Source organism: Actinoplanes lutulentus (assembly GCF_003259845.1).
Lineage (GTDB): Bacteria > Actinomycetota > Actinomycetes > Mycobacteriales > Micromonosporaceae > Actinoplanes > Actinoplanes lutulentus.
The window spans coordinates 199,783-220,595 of record NZ_QLMJ01000003.1 but is presented as its reverse complement, the minus strand read 5'-3'; the positions used below and the strand labels follow the sequence as shown (position 1 = coordinate 220,595).

Sequence of the window (20,813 nt, the reverse complement as noted above, 5' to 3'; positions counted from 1 at the left end):
TCAGAATTCCAGATGCATCAGGTGCAGGCCGACCCGCCCGTGCGAGGGGTGCTCGAACGAACGCGGCACCGTGCCGATGATCTGGAAGCCGAGGCGCTGGTACAGCTCGACGGCGGATTTGTTGGTCTCCACGACGGCGTTGAACTGCATGGCCGCGTAACCGGAGCGCCGTGCCCAGTCGATGGCGAACGAGGTCAGCGCGGTACCGACACCACGGCCCCGGGCGGACGCCGCGACCATGAAACTGGCCGTGGCGACGTGACTTCCGGGTCCACCCCGGTTCGGGCCCATTTTGGCCGTCCCGACAACTCTTCCAAGAAGACAGGCCACCACCGTCAGACCCGGCGGCCGCTCGATCCACATCCCGCGGGCGCCCGCGGAATCCAGGGAAGGGTCGTAAACGAAAGTCTCCTGAGCCTGGACGACCTCGTTGATGATCTCCCAGACGGAAGGCCAGTCCGCGTCGGTGAACGGCCTTATCTCAAGCGTCGACAACCGGCGAGCCCGTCGTGGCGACCGAAGCGGCGCGCAGCTGCTCCAGAGCGCTGTCGGTGGTGGCCCGGGCGACGCCGGCGGTCAGCTCCAGGACCACCGTCGTCCCGAATCCCGCTGTGACGGCGTCCAGGGCGGTTGCGCGTACGCAATGGTCTGTCGCGATGCCCACGACCTCGACGTCGGTGACTCCCTTGCCTTGCAGCCAGGCTGCGAGGGTTTCGCCTGACTCGGAGCGGCCTTCGAAGCCGGAGTACGCCGCCTCGTATTCGCCCTTGTGGAAGACGGCTTCGATGCGGTCGGTGGTGAGCTCGGGGTGGAATTCCGAACCGGTGGAGCCGGCCACGCAGTGCACCGGCCAGGAGTCGACGTAGTCGGGGTTGTCGCTGAAGTGGGAGCCCGGGTCGATGTGCCAGTCCTTGGTGGCGACGACGTGGTCCCATCGCTTGCCGGCCTTGTCGAGCACCAGCGAGATGCCCTTGGCGACCGCGGCGCCGCCGGCAACGGCCAGCGAGCCACCTTCGCAGAAGTCGTTCTGAACGTCGACGATGATCAGCGCACGAGACACAGCGAAACCCCTATGCGGTGGGAACTATGACTACGGGGATGGCGGGATCGCCGGAGGAGAGCTTGAGGCCCTCCCACGGGATGGAGATCAGGCACTGCCGCAGGTGCTCGCGGGACTCGACCAGCGACGGCATCGGCTGAACCTCGCCGCCGGTGATGAAGGACTGCTGGAGCATGCGGTCGTTGGCCTGGTGGTCGGGCACGCCCTGGGAGTAGATGATCTCCTCGATGGCGGTGCCGGTCGGCTTGTGCCGGCGGACGGCGATCTTGCGGCCGCCGACGGTCGCCTTGTTCTCGGAGCGTTTCACGACCGGGCGGCCGTCGACCTCGACGAGCTTGTAGACGAGGCCGGCGGTGGGCGCGCCGGAGCCGGTGACCACCGCGGTGCCGGCGCCGTACATGTCGACGGGCTCAGCGGCGAGGGTGGCGATCGAGTACTCATCCATGTCGCCCGAGACGATGATCTTCGTCTCGGTGGCGCCGAGCGAGTCCAGCAGCTCACGGGAGTGCTGGGCCAGCACCGACAGGTCGCCCGAGTCGATTCGCACGGCTCGCAGATCGGGCCCGGCGACGGCGATCGCGTTGCGGATGCCCTGGCTGATGTCGTACGTGTCGACGAGCAGCGTGGTGTTCTTGCCGAGGGCCGCCACCTGCGAGGCGAACGCGGTCGGCTCGTCGTCGTGCAGCAGTGTGAACGCGTGCGCCGACGTGCCGGTGGTCGGAATGCCGTAGGCGCGGCCGGCCGCGAGGTTCGACGTCGAGGCGAAACCCGCGAGATAGGCCGCGCGCGCGGCCGCGACAGCCGCATGCTCATGGGTACGCCGAGAGCCCATCTCAATGATCGGACGACCCCGTGCCGCCGTGACCATGCGGGCCGCGGCCGCCGCGATGGCGCTGTCGTGGTTGAGCACCGACAGGATCAGCGTCTCCAGCACCACGCACTCGGCGAATGTGCCGGAAACGGTCAGGATCGGCGAACCGGGGAAGAAGAGCTCACCCTCGGGGTAACCCTCGACGTCGCCGGTGAAGCGGTAACTCGTCAGCCAGGCGGCGGTCGTCTCGTCCACGATGCCGGCCGAGCGCAGGTAACCGACCTCGGCCGGGTCGAACCGGAAATCCTTCAGCAGCTCGATCAGACGGCCGGTGCCGGCCACCACGCCGTACCTCCGGCCGGTGGGCAACCGGCGGGAGAAGACCTCGAAGACGCAGGAGCGTGACGCTGTCCCGTCCTTGAGCGCGGCGCTGATCATGGTCAGCTCGTAGTGATCCGTCATCAAGGCGGGGGTGCTCGTCTCCACGGACCTACCCTATTGCGCCGGACCGACAACTGCGGCGCGCGGGCGCGGAACGGTTCCTGACCTGCGGTTCGGCGCTCCGGTTCACCGATCCGCCGAATCCGGTGGCAACATGGGGGCATGGCGTTACCACAGGTCGCTCCCGTCGAGACGCCGGAGATCGAGGAAGAACAGGCTGCTGACCGGCCGTGGGTGACCGTCGTCTGGGACGACCCGGTCAACCTCATGTCGTACGTGACCTGGGTCTTTCAGAAGCTCTTCGGCTACAGCAAGGAGAAGGCGGAGCAGCTGATGATGGATGTGCACACCAAGGGCAAGGCGGTGGTTTCCACCGGCGCCCGGGAGCGCATGGAAATGGACGCCAACCAACTGCACGGATACGGTCTCTGGGCTACGGTCGACCGGGCCTGATCAAGCCTGTACGCAGAGCCGGCCAACAAAAAGCGGGTGGGGAAGAGCATGTTCCGACGCGTCGGCGGTCAATGTGTGGCCACCTTCGAGCACGACGAGGTACGCGTGCTGCGGAAAGTGGCCGCCGAAGTGGTCGGTCTGCTGACCGAGGGTATGGATCACACCGATCCGGTGGTGTCCCGGCTCTTTCCGGACATCTATCCGGAGCTGCCGGACGACTCGCAGGAGTTCCGCCTCTACACCGAGGGCGATCTCAAGACCGGCAAGATCGACCAGGCCGGCGCGATCCTCGCGGCCCTGCCGGACGAGGGCGAGGGTGAGGTACGCCTGGACGGCGAGGCCGCCGAGGCCTGGCTCCGGGCGATCAACGACGCCCGGCTGGCGATGGGCACCCGTCTGGAGATCCAGGCCGACACCGATCTGGGCGAGGAGCTGGACGACGCGGTCCTTGAGGACGCGGGTTCCAGCCGGGTCTTCCAGCTGTCGGTCTACGCGTACCTGGGTTATCTCCAGGAGTCGCTGCTGAACGCTCTGCCGGAGATCAAGTAGCTGCCGGTGTGTGCACTGCCACGCCCGGCCGGCCGAAATACTTCGGTAATGTGAACGCTGTGCTGACCATCGACAAGGCGATCATCGACGCGATCGTCGCCCATGCCCGCCGGGACCACCCGGACGAGGCTTGCGGCGTCGTCGCCGGGCCGATCGGCAGCGACGTTCCCAGCCGGCACATCGCGATGGACAACGCGGCCCGCTCGATGACGTTCTACGAGTTCGACTCGATGGAATACCTGCGGGTTTGGCGCGAGATGGACGACCGCGACGAGGAAGCAGTGGTGATCTACCACTCGCACACCGCGACCGAGGCGTACCCGTCGCGGACCGACGCGGACATCGCCGGTTGGCCGGACGCGCACTATCTCCTCGTCTCGACCCGTGAGCCGGATGCGGAAGAGATCCGATCGTTCCGTATCGTGGACGGTGTGGTGACCGAAGAAAAGGTCAACATCGTGGATGCGACGGTGGACGCGTGAAGGTGAGTGCCGTGCAGTCGTGCATGTTCGGGCAGAGCCCGGTGTCGGTGGTCTACGAGTGTCGCTGAGCGACCGTCCCGACCCGTTTTGCTTTTCCCTCGTGAACGACACTCTTTAGGAGCAATGCAGTCATGGCTATCGAAGTCCGCGTACCCACCATCCTGCGCAGCTACACCGGCGGTTCGAAGATCGTCGAGGGTGCGGGCGACACGCTCTCCGGCCTGATCGACGACCTCGACGCCAAGCACAACGGCCTCAAGGGCCGGCTCATCACGACCGAGGGCAACCTGCACCGGTTCGTGAACATCTACGTCAACGACGAGGACGTCCGCTTCCTCGGCGCGCTCGACGCGAAGGTCAAGGACGGCGACTCGATCACCATCCTGCCGGCCGTCGCGGGTGGCGCCCTGGGCTTCGCGGCCGCGGCCGCGTACCTCGGGCTCTAAGAATCATGGCTCGTTACGAGAGCCTTCTCGACGCATGCGGGGGCACGCCGCTCGTCGGCCTGCCCCGGCTGTCCCCGGTGGTGCCCGAAGGGGCGCCGCCGGTGCGGCTCTGGGCGAAGCTCGAGGACCGGAACCCGACGGGCAGCATCAAGGACCGCGCGGCGCTGTTCATGGTCCGCGAGGCCGAGGAGTCCGGCCACCTGCGTCCCGGTGACACCATCCTGGAACCGACAAGCGGCAACACCGGCATCGCCCTGGCGATGGTGGCCAAACTGCGCGGTTACCGGCTGGTCTGCGTGATGCCGGAGAACGTCTCGGGCGAGCGCATTCAGATCCTCCGGATGTACGGCGCTGAGATCATCTTCTCGCCGGCCGCCGGCGGCTCGAACCAGGCCGTCGCGACCGCGAAGCAGATCGCCGCCGAGCATCCCGACTGGAAGATGCTTTATCAGTACGGCAACGAGGCGAACGCCCGTGCGCACTACGAGACCACCGGTCCGGAACTGCTGCACGACCTGCCGACGATCACGCACTTCGTGGCGGGCCTGGGCACCACCGGCACCCTGATGGGCACCGGCCGGTTCCTGAGGGAGAAGGTCGAGGGCATCCAGATCGTCGCGGCCGAGCCTCGGTACGGCGAACTGGTCTACGGCCTGCGCAACATCGACGAGGGTTACGTCCCGGAGCTGTACGACGCCTCGGTGCTCACCCGGCGGTTCTCGGTCGGCACTCGGGACGCGGTTCTGCGTACCCGTCAGCTGGTCGAGGTCGAGGGCATCTTCGCGGGCTTCTCCAGCGGCGCGATCCTGCACGCGGCGCTTGCCGTGGCGCACGACGCGGTCAAGAAGGGCGAGCGTGCCGACGTGGCCTTCGTGATCGCCGACGGCGGCTGGAAATACCTGTCGACGGGCGCGTACGGCGGCACGCTGAACGACGCGGAAGAAGCCCTCGAAGGGCAGCTCTGGGCCTGAGGAAGGGCCTAGTAAGAGATGGCCACTGCCACGGCGGCGGCCATCGGCGGCGCGGCCGCGAACAGCAGCCACCACGGCAGGTTCCGCTCGTGGATGGCGAGGAACGCGGCCGCTGTCGGCACCACGCTCAGCACCGTGAGCAGACCCAGTACCGGCAGATACCAGCCGGGCGCGCCTCCGAAGACGGCGATCACCGCGTAAAGGCCGACGCCGACGCCGGTGAGACCGAGCGCGGTGCCGTACAGCGCCATCGCAAGGATCTTGGCGAGGCGGGGTGCCGGATCCTCCGGAGCAGGGAAACGGAAGACGCCGGGATCGTCGCCAGAAGCGAGAATCGGGGCGTTTTCCACGGGCTCGGTACGGGTAGTGCGGGTCTGCTCGACCGCGGTCACGTCGCCTCCATCAGATGACCTTCGACGTACTACCCTGAGCAACGCCAAGAGGTCACCGGACGTGACGGTAGAAATCGTGATGACCGAGGTCACGGTGCTTGTGACATACGTTGTCGATTTGACGACAAATCGATCAGTTGTTTCCGCGAAGCGCTGGTCGGGGCGTACGCTTCGCACCGTGATTGACTGGTCTGACAAGTCAAGCGCAGACCCGTCGGGCGGGGAGTGGACAACGGCGTGGGTAACCCGGTGTTGTTCGACCCGATGTGAGCCAGAGGAAACCGCATGCGACTGACCGTTCTCGGTTGTGCCGGCAGTTTCCCCGGCCCCGAGTCGGCATGTTCGGCCTATCTCGTGGAGGCCGAGGGATACCGACTCTTGATCGACTTCGGTTCCGGTTCGTTGTCCGCGCTTCAGCGGTACTCGGACATGCGCAAGATCGACGCGATCCTGCTCACCCACCTGCATTGCGATCACATGCTGGACGCGTGCACCTACGTCGTGGTCCGCCGTTACGACCCGGCCGGCCCGCTGCCGCCGGTGCCGGTCTACGCGCCGCTGGGCGCCGCCGAGCGGATCGCCGCGGCGTACAGCACCGAGGGCGAGCCGGTCGACGACGTCTACACGTTCTACGGACTTCAGCCGGGCACGTTCCCGATCGGCCCGCTGACCGTCACTGTCGATCGGGTCAACCACCCCGTCGAGACCTACGGGGTCCGGGTCGAGCACAACGGGCGGGTTCTGGCGTACTCGTCGGACACCGCGCCGTGTGACGCCCTTTTGCGGCTGGCCGCGGGTGCCGATCTGTTTCTCTGTGAGGCGAGTTACCTCGACGGCGCCCCCAACCCGCCTGACCTGCACCTGACCGGTGGCGAGGCGGGCGAAGCGGCCACCAAAGCGGACGTCGGGCGCCTGCTGCTGACCCATCTGGTGCCGGCTTGGGCCAGCGAGGCATCTATTGTGGAAGCGGCCAGCGCCGCGTACGCGGGACCGGTCGAAGTCGTCCGCCCCGGGGCCAGATACGATCTCTGAGCCGGAGTGCGGGGGCGGAGTCGGCTGCACCGATGCACCACGGGTCGTGATCTTGGAGTTGTCGCATTGCGCATCGTTCGCCTGGCCAACTTCGTAACGGTGCACACCGGCGGTCTGCGCACCGCTCTGCGCCAGCTCGGCCGCGGTTACCAGCAGGCCGGGCACGAAGCCGTTCTGATCATTCCGGGCCGTCGGCACTCGGACAAGATGACCAAGCAGGGCCGGGTCATCACCCTGCCCAGCGCGCCGCTGCCGCGCACCGGTGGTTACCGGGTGCTCGCCGGCCGGCGTGAGATCACGAAGCTGCTGGACAGCCTGGAGCCGGACCGGATCGAGGTCTCCGACCGCACCACGCTGCGCTGGACCGGCAACTGGGCCCGGCAACGCGGCGTGCCGTCGATGATGGTCTCGCACGAGAGCCTGGCCGGCGTCCTCGGCGTCTGGGGCATGCCGAAACGCGACGCCCTCGCCGACCGGTTCAACAGGCGTACCGCCGAGGCCTTCGACACGATCGTCTGCACCACCTCGTTCGCCGCCGCCGAGTTCCGCCGGCTGGACGTGCCGAACCTGGTGGAGGTTCCGCTCGGCGTCGACCTCGACCTCTTCCACCCGAGCCGGATGGACGTCAACGTCCGCTCCCGGTACGCACGACCCGACGAACTGCTGCTCGTCTACGCCAGCCGCCTGTCCGCGGCGAAACGGCCGGAGCTGGCCGTCGACGCGGTCGCCGCGCTGCGCAACGGCAAGATCCCGGCGGTCCTCGTGATGGCTGGTGACGGCACTCGGCGCACCGCTCTGGCGTACCGGGGTGCCCGGCTGCCGGTTCGCTTCGCCGGGCACATCTCCGACCGCGCCGACGTGGCCGCGCTGCTCGCCAGCGCGGACGTGACCCTCGCGCCCGGGCCGGTGGAGACGTTCGGCCTGACCGCGCTGGAGTCGCTGGCCTGCGGCACACCGGTCGTGGTGAACGAGCAGAGCGCCCTGCCCGAGGTGGTCGGCGACGCCGGCATCGCCGTGCCGGGCACCGCTGACGCGTTCGCCGACGCGGTCAGCAACCTGATGGAACGTCCCCGGGTGGAACGCCGTGCGGCGGCCCGCGCCCGCGCCGAGAACTTCGGCTGGCCGGCCGCTGTGGAAGGCTTCCTGCGGGCCCACGACGCGATCCCGGAGCCGTCACCGGCGGCGGTCCGCGTGGCCGCTCTGTTGCGTCCTGCCGCGCCGCTGATGCGCTCCGCGGTGCCGCCGAGCCGGAAGCCCGGGGCGGACGAAGCCGGCGCGGCGCGTTACGCATAGGGTTGGGGGCATGGCGCGACCCGACGGCCGTACGGCCGACCAGCTGCGACCGGTGACGCTTTCCCGGCATTGGAGCATCCATCCCGAGGGCTCGGTCCTTGTGGAGTTCGGCAACACCCGAGTGCTCTGCACCGCGAGTGTCACCGAGGGGGTGCCGCGCTGGCGCAAGGGCTCGGGCCAGGGCTGGGTAACGGCTGAGTACTCGATGCTGCCCCGGGCGACGAACACTCGTGGCGATCGGGAAAGTGTCAAGGGCAAGCTCGGTGGGCGTACCCAAGAGATCTCCCGGCTGATCGGCCGCAGCCTGCGTGCCTGCATCGACCTCAAGGCGCTCGGGGAAAATTCGATCGTCCTCGACTGCGACGTGCTCCAGGCCGACGGCGGCACTCGCACCGCCGCGATCACCGGGGCCTATGTCGCTCTGCACGACGCGGTGACCTGGCTGTCCGGGCGCAAGTCGCTCGCCGGCAAGGTGGACAAGGTGCTGCACACCTCGATCCAGGCGGTCAGCGTCGGCATCGTCGACGGCGAGCCGCGCCTCGACCTGATGTACCTCGAAGACGTCGCCGCCGAGGTCGACATGAACATCGTCTGCACCGCCGGCGGAGACTTCGTCGAGGTGCAGGGCACCGGGGAGAACGGCGTGTTCAAACGAGCCCAGATGGACGCGATGCTCGACCTCGGTGTGCTCGGTTGCTCCGAGTTGGCGGCCGCTCAGCAGAAGGCTCTGGCCGCGTGAGCGCCCGGCTGCTGCTCGCGACCGGTAACAAGAAGAAGCTCGCCGAGCTCCAGCGCATCCTGGACGCCGCTCTCGGCCGTGCCCAGATCGACCTGGCCGGCATCGGCGACTTCCCGGGTTACCCGGACGTGCCGGAGACCGGTCTGACGTTCGGCGAGAACGCGCTGATCAAGGCCCGTGAGGGCGCGAAACGCACCGGCCTGCCCACGGTGGCCGACGACTCCGGCATCGCGGTGAACGCGCTTAACGGCATGCCCGGCGTCTTCAGCGCCCGCTGGTCCGGCAAGCACGGCGACGACCAGGCCAACCTGGACCTGGTGCTGGCGCAGATCTCCGACGTCTCCGACGAGCAGCGCGGCGGTGCGTTCGTCTGCGCCGCGGCCCTGGTCCTGCCGAACGGCCGCGAGCACCTGGTCGAGGGCCGCCAGACCGGCACGCTGCTGCGCAGCCGCCGCGGCGAGGGCGGCTTCGGTTACGACCCGATCTTCATCGGCGACGGCCAGCAGCGCACCAACGCCGAGCTCACCCCCGCCGAGAAGGACGCGATCAGCCACCGCGGCAAGGCCTTCCGCGAGCTCGCCAAGGTCATCGCCAAAGAACTACCCCGCTGACGGTCGCGGCAGGACCCGCCGCGCACGCCCCTCCTTGGGTACGCGCAAACGGCCCTGCCGCGAATCGAAAGCCAACCGCTCGCAAATCGAAAGCCGACCCCGCCGCAAATCGAAAGCCAAGCGCCCGCAAATCGAAAGTCGAACGCTCGCGAATCGAAAGTCCGGCCCGGTAGTCTCGGTGCCGTGACCGCTACGCACCTGGTACCACGCCGCGCACAGAAGCTGGTGTCCGCCGCGTTGGAGGACACCAGAGTCGTCCTGATCAGTGGTGCGCGCCAGGCCGGCAAGAGCACTCTTGTTCGGGTGCTCGCCGGGGACCGGTCGGTGGAGCGCCGTGACCTGGACCGTGAGCAGGATCGTGCCGCGGCGATCGCGGATCCGACCGGCTTCGTTTCCTTCGGGGATCTCATGATGATTGATGAGATTCAGCGGGTTCCCGAGCTGCTGCTCGCCATCAAGGCGACCGTCGACGAGGACCCTCGTCCCGGCCGGTTCCTGCTTACCGGGTCGTCGCGGTTGTTCGGGATGCGTGGCGCCCCGGACGCACTGCCCGGGCGGATGGAAACGGTCGAGCTCTGGCCGTTCTCGCAGGGGGAGATCGACGGGGCACCGGACGGCTTCATCGACGCGGTGTTCGCACAAGGACCGGACCTTCGTCACGAGTCCGCGATCAGCCGTGCTGACTACGCGGCGCGCATCGTCCGTGGTGGACTGCCCGAGGCCGTGGCACGCAATGATCCGCGCCGCCGGGGCCGCTTCCTGGACAGCTACGTCCAGGCCCTCATCGACCGGGACGTGCAGGAGCTGGCGCGGATCGAGCAGGCACCCGCGCTGCGGACACTCGTACGCCTGCTCGCCGCCCGCTCCGCCACTCTGATCGCGGCCGGGGCACTGGAGTCCGATCTCCAGCTGAGCCGGCCCACCATTGCCCGATATCTGCGGTTGCTCGAAGAGGTCTTCCTGGTCAAGCGGATACCTGGCTGGTCGCGGAACCTGGGGAGCCGGGCGACCCACGCCCCGAAACTGGTCTTCGTCGACTCGGGAATCGCCGCTCAGCAACTGGCGATCGACGCACACCAGCTACTGCGCCCCGGGCAGCCGTTCGGGCAGTTGCTGGAGGGATTCGTGGTGTCCGAGCTGGCCCGCCAGGCCACCTGGTCGGACCAGCTCGTTGATCTGTACCACTACCGCGACCAGCAGAAGGTCGAGGTCGACGTCATCCTGGAGAACCGGCAGCGGCAGGTCGTCGCCATCGAGGTCAAGGCGGCGTCGACGGTCCGGTCCGACGACTTCGCCGGGCTGCGCAAACTCGCCGAGCGACTTGGTGACGACCTGCTCGCCGGAATCGTGCTCTACACCGGCACGACCACACTGCCGTTTGGTGATCGGATGCGTGCCCTGCCGGTCAGCGCTCTCTGGGAGATCTAGCGGAGCTGGCCGACCGCCTCCTCGATGGCGGCGCGCAGTTCCGGCCCGCTGACCACGGCCCGCGCCGACTCCAGCACCGGCGCCAGGAAGACGTCCGGACCCGGTCCGCCCGCGAACGGCGTCACCGCCGCGACCGCGGCCCGGCCGGCCGGCGACGGAGCCAGCGGCGCTCGCAGCTGCAACCCGCGGACCGCGGACAGCAGTTCCACGGCGAGCAGGCTGGTCAGGTTGTCCAGGACGATCCGCAGCTTCTTCGCCGCGGCCCAGCCCATCGAGACGTGGTCCTCCTGCATGCCACTGGTCGGCAGCGAGTCGACCGACGCCGGTGAGGCGAGCCGCCGGTTCTCGGCGACGATCCCGGCAGCGGTGTACTGCGCGATCATCAGGCCCGAGTTCACCCCGGCGTCCGGGGAGAGGAACGGCGGCAGGTCGCGGGAGCGGGTCACGTCGAGCAGCCGGTCGACCCGGCGTTCGGCGATGGCACCCACCTCGGACGCGGCGATCGCCAGATAGTCGGCGGCGAATCCGAGCGGCGCCCCGTGGAAGTTGCCGGTCGACTCGACCCGGCCGTCCGGCAGCACCACCGGGTTGTCCACGACCGACACCAGTTCCCGGCCGGCGACCACGCTGACGAAGTCGAGAGTGTCCCGGGCCGCGCCTGCCACCTGCGGGGCACACCGCATCGAGTACGCGTCCTGCACGGCATGCGCCAGGTCATCCCGGTGCGAGTCCATGATCGCCGAGTCCTGCAGCAGCCGATGGATGTTCGCGGCGGACGCGGCCTGGCCCGGGTGCGGGCGGATGCTGTGCAGCTCGGGCAGGAACGGCCGTTCCGAGCCGAGCATCGCCTCGATCGCGAGCGCGGTGGTCACGTCGGCCATGGCGAACAGGTGCGACGCGTCGGCGATCGCCAGCAGCAGCATGCCGAGCATGCCGTCGGTGCCGTTGATCAGCGCGAGGCCCTCCTTGGCGGCCAGTTCCAGCGGCTGCAGCCCGGCCGTGCGCAGCGCCTCGGCGGCGGACAGCCGGGAGCCGTCCTTGCCGAGCACCCAGCCTTCGCCGAGCAGCACGATCGCGCAGTGGGCGAGGGGAGCCAGGTCACCGGAGGCACCGAGCGAGCCGTGCTCCGGCACCCACGGGGTGAGGTCGTGGTTGAGCAGGTCGACGAGGCCCTGGGCGAGGACCGGCCGGACGCCGGAGCGGCCCAGGGCAAGGGATCGCACCCGCAGCAGCATCATGGCCCGGACGACTTCGCGGGGCATCGGCGCGCCGATCCCGGCCGCGTGCGAGCGGATCAGCGCGTGCTGGAGTTCGGCCCGGCGTTCCGGGGCGATGGAGGTGTTGGCGAGCGCGCCGAATCCGGTGGACACGCCGTACACGGGCCGGCCGGACGCCTCGATGCCGTCGACGATGGCACGGCTGGTGGCCATCGCTTCGACAGCGGCGGGGGAGATCTCGACCTGGGCGTCGCCGCGGGCTACGGCGATGACGTCGGCGGCGCTGACGCCGGTGGGCTGGACGATGACGGTCACTGCGGCACTCCGTTGTGCAGAATGGTGCGGATCAGGGGAACACCGGGCCGGTAGGCCAGGTGCACGTGTGAGGGCGCGTCGAGGATGACCAGGTCAGCGCGGGCGCCGACCCGGACGACGCCGAGGTCGTCGCGACGCAGGGCCGCGGCCCCACCGGCGGTTGCCGCGAAGACGGCCTCCGCGGGGGTCATGCGCATTTCCCGTACGGCCAGCGCGATGCAGAACGGCATCGAGGACGTGTACGACGAACCGGGGTTGCAGTCGGTGGCGAGGGCGACAGTGGCACCGGCGTCGAGCAGCCGCCGCGCGTCCGGGTACGGAGACCGGGTGGAGAACTCGGCACCGGGCAGCAGCGTGGCGACGGTGTCCGACCCGGCAAGAGCGGCCACGTCGGCGTCGTCGAGGTGGGTGCAGTGGTCGGCGCTGGCGGCGCCCAGTTCCACAGCGAGTTGCACGCCGGGCCCGTGGCCGAGCTGGTTGGCGTGCAGCCGCAGCCCGAGGCCACGTTCGGCGCCGGCCTTCAGGATCGAGCGGGCCTGGTCGCCGTCGAACGCGCCACGGTCGCAGAACACGTCGACCCATTTCGCGTACGGCACGGCGGCGTCCAGCATCTCGCCACGGACCAGGTCGACGTATTCGTCGGCGCGGCCCGCGTACTCGGCCGGGACCACGTGCGCGCCGAGGAACGTGGTCTCCTCGACGATCTCGGCGGCCAGGCGCAGGGACCTGGCTTCTTCGGCCACGCTCAGGCCGTACCCGGATTTGATCTCGATCGTGGTGGTCCCTTGCCGCAGCGCTTCGCTGACCAGGCGCCGCGCGTTGCGGCGCAGATCTTCGTCGGACGCCGCGCGCGTCGCGGCGACGGTGGTCCGGATCCCGCCGCCGGTGTACGGCTGACCGGCCATCCGCGCGCCGAACTCGGCCGCCCGATCCCCGGCAAAGACCAGGTGGGCGTGGCTGTCGACGAAACCGGGCAGCACTGCGGCGCCGTCCGCGTCGAGGCGCGAGTCGGCGTCCGGCGCCTGCGACGACGGCCCGATCCAGGCGATCCGGTCGCCTTCGACCACGACGGCCGCGTCGTGCACGATGCCGAGGTGCGGATCGTTGGTGACCAGCTCACCGATGCTGGTGACGACAAGACTCATGACAACACCTCAGCGATCGATTCTCGAAGGGCCCGGGGGACGTCCATGGCACGATGCTTGCCCTCGGTGACGATCGGCCGCCCGTCCACGATCACGTCGGTGACGTCGGCGGCGGTGGCCGCGAAGATCAGGCCGCCGGGGTCGATCCCGGCGGTGCGGACGCTGTCCAGTGCGACGGCGACCAGATCGGCCCGCTGACCGACCGCGATCTCGCCGGCGTCGCTCCAGCCGAGCGAGGCGTGCCCGGCGCTGGTCGCCGCGGTCAGCAGCTCGGCGGCGCTGAAATGACCGCGCTGCCGGGTGGCGAGCCGTTCGTCGAGTTCGACGCCGCGCGCCTCCTCGAAGATGTCGATGACGGCGTGGCTGTCGCTGCCCAGGGTGAGGATCGCGCCGGCGTCGGCGAGGGTCCGTGCCGGTCCGATGCCGTCGGCCAGATCCCTTTCGGTCGTCGGGCAGAAGCAGGCGTAGTGCTCCCGGCCCAGGATCGTGATGTCGGCGGCGGACAGGTGGGTGGCGTGCACCGCTGTGGTCATCGGCTGCCAGACGCCCATCCTTTCCAGCAGCTCGGTGGGGGAGCAGCCGTGCACGGCCTGGCAGGCCTCGTTCTCGGCCGGCTGCTCGGAGAGGTGGACGTGCACCGGGAGCCCGTCGGTGCGCTGCGCGAACGTCGCCATGCCGTCGGCGGGCGCCGCCCGTACCGAGTGCAGAGCCGCGCCGATCTTGACGCCGTCGCCGCCTTTCAGCTGCTCGAACCGGGTGTGCCAGCCGTCGTAGTCGCCGTCGCCGAACCGCCGCTGCACGCCTTCGAGAGGCTTGCCGTCGACACCGGCGGTCAGATAGACCGCGTCCAGCAGCGTGATCCGGATCCCGGCCTCGCGGGCGGCCGCGATGAGCGCGTTGCCCATCGCGTTCGGGTCGGAGTAAGCGACACCGTCCGGCCCGTGGTGCAGGTAATGGAACTCGCCGACACTGGTGATCCCGGCGAGAGCCATCTCGCCGTAAACCGCCTTGGCCAGCGCGAAGTAGCTGTCCGGGTCGAGCCGGCCGGCCACCTGGTACATCAGCTCCCGCCAGGTCCAGAAGCTGCCGCGATCGCCGTGGGTGCGCCCGCGCAGCGCCCGGTGAAAGGCGTGCGAGTGCGCGTTGGCGAAGCCGGGAAGAACGAGGCCGTGGAGGAGCGTGCCGGTTTTGTTGGCATTCAGGGCGACGTCGGTGATCCGCCCGTCGGTCACCTCGATGCGGACGTTCCGTTCTACCTTGCCGCCGACCCAGGCGTGCTCAGCAGAGAAGATCACAGCTCCTCCAGCACCTTGGCGAGCGCTTCGATCCCGGCCTCACAATCGGCGTCCTCCGCGTACTCGGCCGGCGAGTGTGACACCCCGGTCGGGTTGCGCACGAAGAGCATCGCGGTCGGGATGTGCGCGGAGAGCACCCCGGCGTCGTGCCCGGCGCCGGTCGGCAGGATCGGGGCGTCACCCAGCGTCTTGGCGAGCCGCTCGGCCAGCGCCGTGTCGAACGCGACCTCACCGGTCACCGACTCGGGGCTGATCGTGAACGTCGTGCCGTCCCGCCCGGCCCGCTCGGTCGCCTTGCGGACCACCCCGTCGACCAGCCGGTCCAGCGTGGCGGTGTCGGCGGCGCGGGCGTCGAGCCAGCCGCGGACCAGCGACGGGATCGCGTTGGTGGCATTCGGCTCGACCTGCACCCGCCCGACGGTGGCGTGCGCACCGGTGAGCCGGGCCTCCTTGTTGGCCGCGAGCACGGTGAACGCGAACGTCAGCATCGGGTCGTGCCGATCGGCCATCCGAGTCGTCCCGGCATGGTCACCGACCCCGGCGAAGTCCATCCGCCAGCGCCCGTGCGGCCAGATCGCGGACGCCACCCCGACCGGCACGTCGAGCGCCCGCCCCTGCTCGACGTGCAGCTCGACGAACGCCTTCAGGTTCTTGACCTTGTCGAGCTGCGCGCCGGACGGCGTCGAACCCAGAGCCTGACCGAACGAGACGCCATCGCGATCTTCGAGCGCTGCGGCCTGCTGCGGCGCGATCGCGCCGGTCAGCAGCCGAGACCCCAGACACGGTACGCCGAACCGCCCGCCCTCTTCTTCGACAAAGGCGGCGATTGCAATTTTTCGTGACTTGTCTATTTTATCGGCGGCGAGAAATGCACTGACGATTCCGAGTGGCCCGTCATAGCCGCCACCGTGCGGAACCGAGTCGAAATGCGATCCGGTGAGAACCGTTCCCGGCGCCCACGGTTCGCCCCGCCATGCGAAGAGATTCCCATTGCCGTCGTCGGTGACCAGCATGTCTCTTCGCGCGGCCTGAGAGCGAAACCAGTCGCGCAGCGTCAACTCCGGCTCGGTCAGCGCATACCGCAGGTAACCGCCGCTGGCCGCCCGGCCGATCGGCGCGATCTGGTTCCAGAGGTGGGTGAACGCGCTCATCGGGCCATCGGGATGTGCACGCCGTCCGCCGAGTCGGACTGGTAACCGGCGTCGACGTGCCGCAGCACACCCATCGCCGGGTCGTTGGTGAGCACCCGCTCGATCTTCTGCCCGGCGAGGGCGGTGCCGTCGGCGACACACACCTGACCGGCGTGGATGCTGCGGCCGATGCCGACACCGCCGCCGTGATGGATCGAGACCCAGCTGGCACCGCTCGCCGTGTTCACCAGGGCGTTCAGCAGCGGCCAGTCGGCGATCGCGTCGGAGCCGTCGAGCATCGACTCGGTCTCCCGGTACGGCGACGCCACCGAACCCGAGTCCAAGTGGTCCCGGCCGATCACGAGAGGCGCCTTCAGCTCTCCGGAAGCCACCATGTCGTTGAACCGGACACCGGCCTTGTCCCGTTCGCCGTACCCCAGCCAGCAGATCCGGGCCGGAAGCCCCTGGAACGCGACCCGCTCGCCGGCCATCTTGATCCAGCGGGCCAGGTGCTCGTTCTCCGGGAACAGGTCGAGCATCGCCTTGTCGGTGGCGGCGATGTCGGCCGGGTCGCCGGAGAGCGCCGCCCAGCGGAACGGCCCCTTGCCCTCGGCGAACAGCGGCCGGATGTACGCCGGAACGAACCCGGGGAAGTCGAACGCCCGGGTGAAACCGGCCAGCTGCGCCTCGCCACGGATCGAGTTGCCGTAATCGAAGACCTCGGCGCCGGCATCCATGAACCCGACCATCGCGGCGACCTGCTTCGCCATGCTGGCCCGGGCCCGGTCGGTGTACTCCTCGGGCTTGGTGCGGGCCAGCTCGGCGGAGTCCTCCAGCTCGACACCGACCGGCAGATAGCTCAGCGGGTCGTGCGCGCTGGTCTGGTCGGTGACGATGTCGATCTCGACGCCCTTGACCAGGAGCTCAGGGAAGACGAGAGCCGCGTTGCCGACGACACCGACGCTGAGGGCCTTGCGGTCCTTCTTGGCGGCCAGCGCGATTTTCACCGCTTCATCCAGGTTGTCGGCGATGACATCCAGGTAGCGGGTGTCGACCCGGCGCTGCAGCCGCGTCCGGTCCACGTCGACGATCAGGCAGACGCCGCCGTTCATGGTGACCGACAGCGGCTGCGCGCCACCCATGCCGCCGCAGCCGCCGGTCAGGGTCAGCGTCCCGGCGAGGGTGCCGTTGAAGCGCTTGGCCGCCACGGCGGCGAACGTCTCGTACGTGCCCTGCAGGATGCCCTGTGTGCCGATGTAGATCCACGAGCCGGCGGTCATCTGGCCGTACATGGTCAGGCCCAGGTGCTCCAGGCGGCGGAACTCGGGCCAGTTGGCCCAGTCGCCGACCAGGTTCGAGTTCGCGATCAGCACACGCGGTGCCCACTCGTGGGTGCGCAGCACGCCGACCGGCTTGCCGGACTGCACCAGCAGCGTCTCGTCATCCTTGAGCACGTCCAGCTCGCGGACGATCGCGTGGAACGACGGCCAGTCGCGGGCCGCCTTGCCGGTGCCGCCGTAGACCACCAGGTCCTGCGGCCTCTCGGCCACATCCGGGTCGAGGTTGTTCATCAACATGCGCTTGGCGGCTTCTTGCGGCCAGCCCTGAGCGGTGTACGACGTACCGCGCGGCGCGCGAATCTCGGACATTGTCGGCTCTCCTGTCACGCCAGAAATATGTGCCGCTGAGCGGCTGTCGCTTCGAACTGCTCAAGGCGGCGCTGCACCGGCTCCGGCGCCGCGTCGCACATCGCCTGCAGCAGGACCATGGCCATCGCCATCGGGCCGGTGTGCAGGTCGAAGACCAACTGGGTGCCCACGGCCGCGGGCAGCACCACGTCGGCCGACTCGGCGACCGGGCTGACCGCCGAGTCGGTGATCGCCACCACGGCGAGGCCGGCCGCCTTGGCCTCGCGTACCGCTTCCACTGTCTCTCGCGGGTACCGGGGGAGCACGATCGCCAGCATCGCACTGGCACCGGCCGCGCGGGCCTGATCGAGCCGGTCCAGCAGGCTGGTGCCACCGCCGTCGAGCACCCGCACGTCCGGGAACGCCTTGGCGGCGAAATAGCCGAAGTACGCGGCCAGCGGCGCGGCGGCACGCAGACCCAGCACCGGCAGAGGCCGGCTCGCGACCAGCAGCTCGGCAGCGGCCCGCACGTCGTCCAGCCGGTCCAGCTGCTCACCGAGGCGGCGCAGGTGATCGGTCTCGGCCGCGACGGCCCGCTGCATGGCGTTCCGCCCGGCCGGCTCGGCGGGCTCGCCGTCGGTCAGCGTGCGCAGCTCCCGCCGCAGCGCCGGGTAACCGGAGTAGCCGAGCGCCATCGCGAACCGGGTCACCGACGGCTGACTGACCCCAGCCAGCTCAGCCACCTCAGCCGCCGACAGGTACGCCGCCTTCGCCCCGTGCTCCACCAGACAGTGCGCGATCCGCCGCTGGGTCGGGGTGAGCCGAGCGCCCTGAACGAGCTTGACTACTCCGTCATTCACTCTCGCAGCTTATGCATAAAAAATTTCAGAAACCAGAGCTTCCGCCGAAAGAGGCGGCCGCGTCGGCAAGGGCCGGCTGGCGCAGCCGGTTCCGCGTGCGAGACCGGGGCGGGCCAGTGGCTGAGCAATGAATCGACGAGATCCTCTATGATCACGGCGCTGCTCTCGGGGGAGGATCCACATGCCGCGTACCCGCCGGTCGACCCGTGCCGGATTGGCACTGCTCGCCGCCGCCGCCGTCTACATCTCGGTGACCGGCGTGCCGGCCCAGGCGGTCAGCTCCGCCGGGCTCGCGTCCGTGAGCGGCACGAAGGTGCAGTACAAGTCTGCCCGCGGCAAGCAGAGCGCGGTCGTGCTCACCCGTTCCGGCAACACCGTCACGATCGACGACCGGGTCGCGATCAAGATCGGCAAGGGCTGCAAGGCGGTCAAGGGCGACAAGACCAAAGCCAAGTGCCGGACGTCGGCCGCGCCCACCCGGGTACGCGTCTGGACGTACGACCGGAAGGACTCGATCGTCAACCGGACCGGTCTCGGCATGACGGCGTACGCCGGCACCGGGAACGACAAGGTCACCGGTGGCCCGCGCGGCGACTACCTCTACGGCGACGAGGGCAACGACAAGATCTACGGCCTGGCCGGCGACGACCACATCTTCGGCGACGAGGGCAACGACACCCTGTACGGCGGTGACGGCCGCGACGAGATCCTGGACGGCTCCGGCACCGACGTGATCCGCGGCGGCAACGGCAACGACTGGTTCGGCGGCTACAGCGGCAACGACAAGTGGTACGGCGAAGCGGGCGGAGACGTGTTCTCGCCGATGCAGCCGTACGGGAAGAAGGAGTGGGCGGCCGACGCCGACTACTTCTCAGGCGGCAGCGGCCGTGACGGCGTCGACTACCGCGGCTACAGCAAAGCGGTCAGCCTCGACCTCGACGGCGTCAAGGGCGACGACGGGGCGAAGGGCGAGAAGGACACCATCGCGGCCGACGTCGAGGACCTCGCCGGTGGCAGCGGCAACGACCGTCTGATCGGCAACGGAGCCGGCAACTGGCTGGACGGCGGCGACGGCAACGACGTCATGTACGGCCACGGCGGCGTCGACGACCTGACCGGCTTCGGCGGCGCGGACAAGATGTACGGCGGCGCCGGCGACGACTGGCTGGACGGCCGCGAGGACGGCGACCGTGACACAGTCACCGACCTGTTCGACGGCGGCGCCCACGACGAGTTCGGCGACTCGTGCGTGGTGAAGACCGGCGCACGGACCACCGGCTGCGAGAACTTCTACCCGTCGTTCTGAGCCCACGCGCGGCTCAGGACGCGACCACCTCGTGGTGGGTCACCGTGGTCTCTCGCTCGACCAGGAAGGTGTCGTCCTCCGGGTAGAACACCGCCTGCTCGATGTCGTCGCCGGGGAAGCCGCGGATTGCCTCCAGGGACTCCCACCAGCTCAGCGTCGTCACCTCGGACCGGCCGTCGCCCAGGTCCCGGGTCCACATCTGGGCACCCCGGTTGCCCGAAGTCTGCCGATATCCGGTCAACCCGGTCCGCTCGATGTAGGTCACGTACTCCGCCACCCGATCGGTGTGAACCTTGCCTCGCCACATGCGCGCAATCATGCGATTCAGCGTATGAGCGCATATGACAAGCTGGCGAGATGCGGATCGCCTCGCTTCACACGTACCCGGTCAAGGGTTGTCATCGGCTGGACCACGACGAAGCCGGAGTTGATCCCTGGGGCCTGACCGGTGACCGGCGGTGGATGATTGTCGACGCCGAAGGCGTCGGGATCACCCAGCGTGAGACGCCGTTGCTCACCCAGCTGACCGCCCGGCCGCGCCCCGGCGGGCTCACGCTCAGCGCGCCCGGGCTCGACCAGCTCGATCTGGACGAGCCGGTGCAGGGCGAGAAAGTCGCCGTGCGGGTCTTCAAGAGCAAGCAGCCGGTGCCGGCGCGGGTCGCTTCCGCAGGCAGCGACTGGGTCAGCTCGCTTCTGGGGCGCGAGGCGCGTCTCACCTGGCAGGCCGATCCGACCAGCCGGGCCGTCGACGGTTTCTCCGAGCCGGATGACCGGGTCAGTTTCGCCGATGGTTACCCGGTGTTGCTCGCCAACACGGCGTCACTGGACGCGGTCAACGACTGGCTAACCGAGGGTGGCGACGAGCCGATCCCGATGCACCGGTTCCGGCCGAACGTGGTCGTCACCGGAGCGCAAGCCTGGGACGAGGACACGTGGATCGGGCGGCGGCTGCGGATCGGCGAGATGACGTTCCGCGCGGCGAAATCGTGCGCCCGCTGCCGCGTCACCACGATCGACCAGGAGACCGGCGAGACCGGGCGGCAGCCGCTGCACGTTCTCGGCAAGCACCGGAGGATCGGCGGCAGCCTGCTTTTCGCGATCAACCTGATCCCCGACCTGGGCGCCGGCCGAACCGGTCTTATTCGGACAGGTGACACTTTCGATGTCCTCGAAGAGTGAATCCGTCTTAGGGGAGTCTTAGGAAATTTG

At 69.1% G+C, this 20,813-nt stretch carries 22 protein-coding genes and 1 pseudogene; 12 read left to right on the top strand and 11 right to left on the bottom strand.

The features are described from left to right. From B0I29_RS07980 to B0I29_RS07970, 3 genes are read right to left on the bottom strand one after another with little or no spacing between them, the layout of a single operon-like run. Positions 1-495 (bottom strand): GNAT family N-acetyltransferase, encoded by a 495-nt coding sequence (locus B0I29_RS07980; protein ID WP_111648249.1) that lies wholly within the window; start codon positions 493-495, stop codon positions 1-3. Continuing rightward, entirely contained in the window at positions 482-1,060 is a 579-nt protein-coding gene (locus B0I29_RS07975) for an isochorismatase family protein (RefSeq protein ID WP_111648248.1), read from the bottom strand. Before B0I29_RS07975 ends, B0I29_RS07980 begins: the two co-directional genes overlap by 14 nt. Positions 1,061-1,070: 10 nt before the next feature. Continuing rightward, positions 1,071-2,357: a nicotinate phosphoribosyltransferase gene (locus tag B0I29_RS07970; protein ID WP_111648247.1), complete on the bottom strand. Its 1,287-nt coding sequence runs from the start codon at positions 2,355-2,357 to the stop codon at positions 1,071-1,073. A gap of 117 nt (positions 2,358-2,474) precedes the next feature. Here B0I29_RS07970 and clpS point away from each other — a divergent pair, with 117 nt between their 5' ends. The 5 genes and pseudogenes from clpS (at position 2,475) to B0I29_RS07945 (ending at position 5,213) form a co-directional block, all read left to right on the top strand. Beyond that, on the top strand, positions 2,475-2,765 hold the full coding sequence (clpS, locus tag B0I29_RS07965; RefSeq protein WP_111648246.1) for an ATP-dependent Clp protease adapter ClpS: 291 nt from the start codon (positions 2,475-2,477) through the stop codon (positions 2,763-2,765). Positions 2,766-2,813: 48 nt separating this feature from the next. Beyond that, the gene (locus B0I29_RS07960) at positions 2,814-3,314 is read left to right on the top strand and encodes a DUF2017 domain-containing protein (protein ID WP_111648660.1); all 501 of its coding nucleotides are present in this window, start codon (positions 2,814-2,816) and stop codon (positions 3,312-3,314) included. A gap of 59 nt (positions 3,315-3,373) precedes the next feature. Continuing rightward, positions 3,374-3,864 (top strand): annotated as a pseudogene (locus B0I29_RS07955) (M67 family metallopeptidase). Between the two features lie 63 nt (positions 3,865-3,927). Continuing rightward, complete coding sequence (locus tag B0I29_RS07950; protein WP_111648244.1) at positions 3,928-4,242, top strand: MoaD family protein; 315 nt, start codon at positions 3,928-3,930, stop codon at positions 4,240-4,242. A gap of 5 nt (positions 4,243-4,247) precedes the next feature. Next, on the top strand, positions 4,248-5,213 hold the full coding sequence (locus B0I29_RS07945; protein ID WP_111648243.1) for a PLP-dependent cysteine synthase family protein: 966 nt from the start codon (positions 4,248-4,250) through the stop codon (positions 5,211-5,213). 8 nt (positions 5,214-5,221) lie between these two features. Here B0I29_RS07945 and B0I29_RS07940 read toward each other — a convergent pair whose 3' ends face one another. Then, on the bottom strand, positions 5,222-5,605 hold the full coding sequence (locus tag B0I29_RS07940; RefSeq protein ID WP_111648242.1) for a hypothetical protein: 384 nt from the start codon (positions 5,603-5,605) through the stop codon (positions 5,222-5,224). A 285-nt stretch (positions 5,606-5,890) separates the two neighbouring features. On the opposite strand from B0I29_RS07940, the gene B0I29_RS07935 reads away from it, so the two are divergent. The 5 genes from B0I29_RS07935 (at position 5,891) to B0I29_RS07915 (ending at position 10,708) form a co-directional block, all read left to right on the top strand. Beyond that, positions 5,891-6,637 carry an MBL fold metallo-hydrolase gene (locus B0I29_RS07935; protein ID WP_111648241.1) on the top strand — a complete coding sequence of 249 codons (747 nt, stop codon included), beginning with the start codon at positions 5,891-5,893 and terminating at the stop codon, positions 6,635-6,637. Positions 6,638-6,703: 66 nt separating this feature from the next. Further along, on the top strand, positions 6,704-7,930 hold the full coding sequence (locus tag B0I29_RS07930; RefSeq protein WP_111648240.1) for a glycosyltransferase: 1,227 nt from the start codon (positions 6,704-6,706) through the stop codon (positions 7,928-7,930). 10 nt (positions 7,931-7,940) lie between these two features. Continuing rightward, the gene (gene rph / locus B0I29_RS07925; RefSeq protein ID WP_111648239.1) at positions 7,941-8,669 is read left to right on the top strand and encodes a ribonuclease PH; all 729 of its coding nucleotides are present in this window, start codon (positions 7,941-7,943) and stop codon (positions 8,667-8,669) included. Then, positions 8,666-9,280 (top strand): RdgB/HAM1 family non-canonical purine NTP pyrophosphatase, encoded by a 615-nt coding sequence (gene rdgB, locus B0I29_RS07920; RefSeq protein ID WP_111648238.1) that lies wholly within the window; start codon positions 8,666-8,668, stop codon positions 9,278-9,280. The genes rph and rdgB overlap by 4 nt, the downstream gene beginning before the upstream one ends. A 183-nt stretch (positions 9,281-9,463) precedes the next feature. Beyond that, complete coding sequence (locus B0I29_RS07915) at positions 9,464-10,708, top strand: ATP-binding protein (protein ID WP_111648237.1); 1,245 nt, start codon at positions 9,464-9,466, stop codon at positions 10,706-10,708. On the opposite strand, the gene hutH is transcribed toward B0I29_RS07915, so the two are convergent. The 6 genes from hutH to B0I29_RS07885 are packed head-to-tail and all read right to left on the bottom strand — an operon-like array spanning position 10,705 to position 18,298. Continuing rightward, positions 10,705-12,240, bottom strand: a complete 1,536-nt coding sequence (gene hutH, locus B0I29_RS07910) for a histidine ammonia-lyase (RefSeq protein ID WP_111648236.1) — start codon at positions 12,238-12,240, stop codon at positions 10,705-10,707. The genes B0I29_RS07915 and hutH overlap by 4 nt on opposite strands. Next, positions 12,237-13,385 carry an imidazolonepropionase gene (hutI, locus tag B0I29_RS07905; protein ID WP_111648235.1) on the bottom strand — a complete coding sequence of 383 codons (1,149 nt, stop codon included), beginning with the start codon at positions 13,383-13,385 and terminating at the stop codon, positions 12,237-12,239. The genes hutH and hutI overlap by 4 nt, the downstream gene beginning before the upstream one ends. After that, complete coding sequence (locus B0I29_RS07900; protein WP_111648234.1) at positions 13,382-14,680, bottom strand: formimidoylglutamate deiminase; 1,299 nt, start codon at positions 14,678-14,680, stop codon at positions 13,382-13,384. Before B0I29_RS07900 ends, hutI begins: the two co-directional genes overlap by 4 nt. After that, positions 14,677-15,831, bottom strand: coding sequence for an allantoate amidohydrolase (locus tag B0I29_RS07895; RefSeq protein ID WP_111648233.1), 1,155 nt, complete (start codon positions 15,829-15,831; stop codon positions 14,677-14,679). Before B0I29_RS07895 ends, B0I29_RS07900 begins: the two co-directional genes overlap by 4 nt. Then, positions 15,828-17,459, bottom strand: a complete 1,632-nt coding sequence (gene hutU, locus B0I29_RS07890; protein ID WP_111648232.1) for a urocanate hydratase — start codon at positions 17,457-17,459, stop codon at positions 15,828-15,830. The genes B0I29_RS07895 and hutU overlap by 4 nt, the downstream gene beginning before the upstream one ends. A gap of 14 nt (positions 17,460-17,473) precedes the next feature. Next, on the bottom strand, positions 17,474-18,298 hold the full coding sequence (locus B0I29_RS07885; RefSeq protein ID WP_111648231.1) for a MurR/RpiR family transcriptional regulator: 825 nt from the start codon (positions 18,296-18,298) through the stop codon (positions 17,474-17,476). Positions 18,299-18,479: 181 nt separating this feature from the next. Here B0I29_RS07885 and B0I29_RS07880 point away from each other — a divergent pair, with 181 nt between their 5' ends. Then, positions 18,480-19,604 carry a calcium-binding protein gene (locus B0I29_RS07880; protein WP_111648230.1) on the top strand — a complete coding sequence of 375 codons (1,125 nt, stop codon included), beginning with the start codon at positions 18,480-18,482 and terminating at the stop codon, positions 19,602-19,604. A gap of 13 nt (positions 19,605-19,617) precedes the next feature. On the opposite strand, the gene B0I29_RS07875 is transcribed toward B0I29_RS07880, so the two are convergent. Beyond that, the gene (locus B0I29_RS07875; protein WP_111648229.1) at positions 19,618-19,923 is read right to left on the bottom strand and encodes a hypothetical protein; all 306 of its coding nucleotides are present in this window, start codon (positions 19,921-19,923) and stop codon (positions 19,618-19,620) included. 38 nt (positions 19,924-19,961) lie between these two features. On the opposite strand from B0I29_RS07875, the gene B0I29_RS07870 reads away from it, so the two are divergent. After that, positions 19,962-20,783 (top strand): MOSC domain-containing protein, encoded by an 822-nt coding sequence (locus B0I29_RS07870; RefSeq protein WP_111648228.1) that lies wholly within the window; start codon positions 19,962-19,964, stop codon positions 20,781-20,783. The last annotated feature ends 30 nt before the right edge of the window (positions 20,784-20,813 follow it).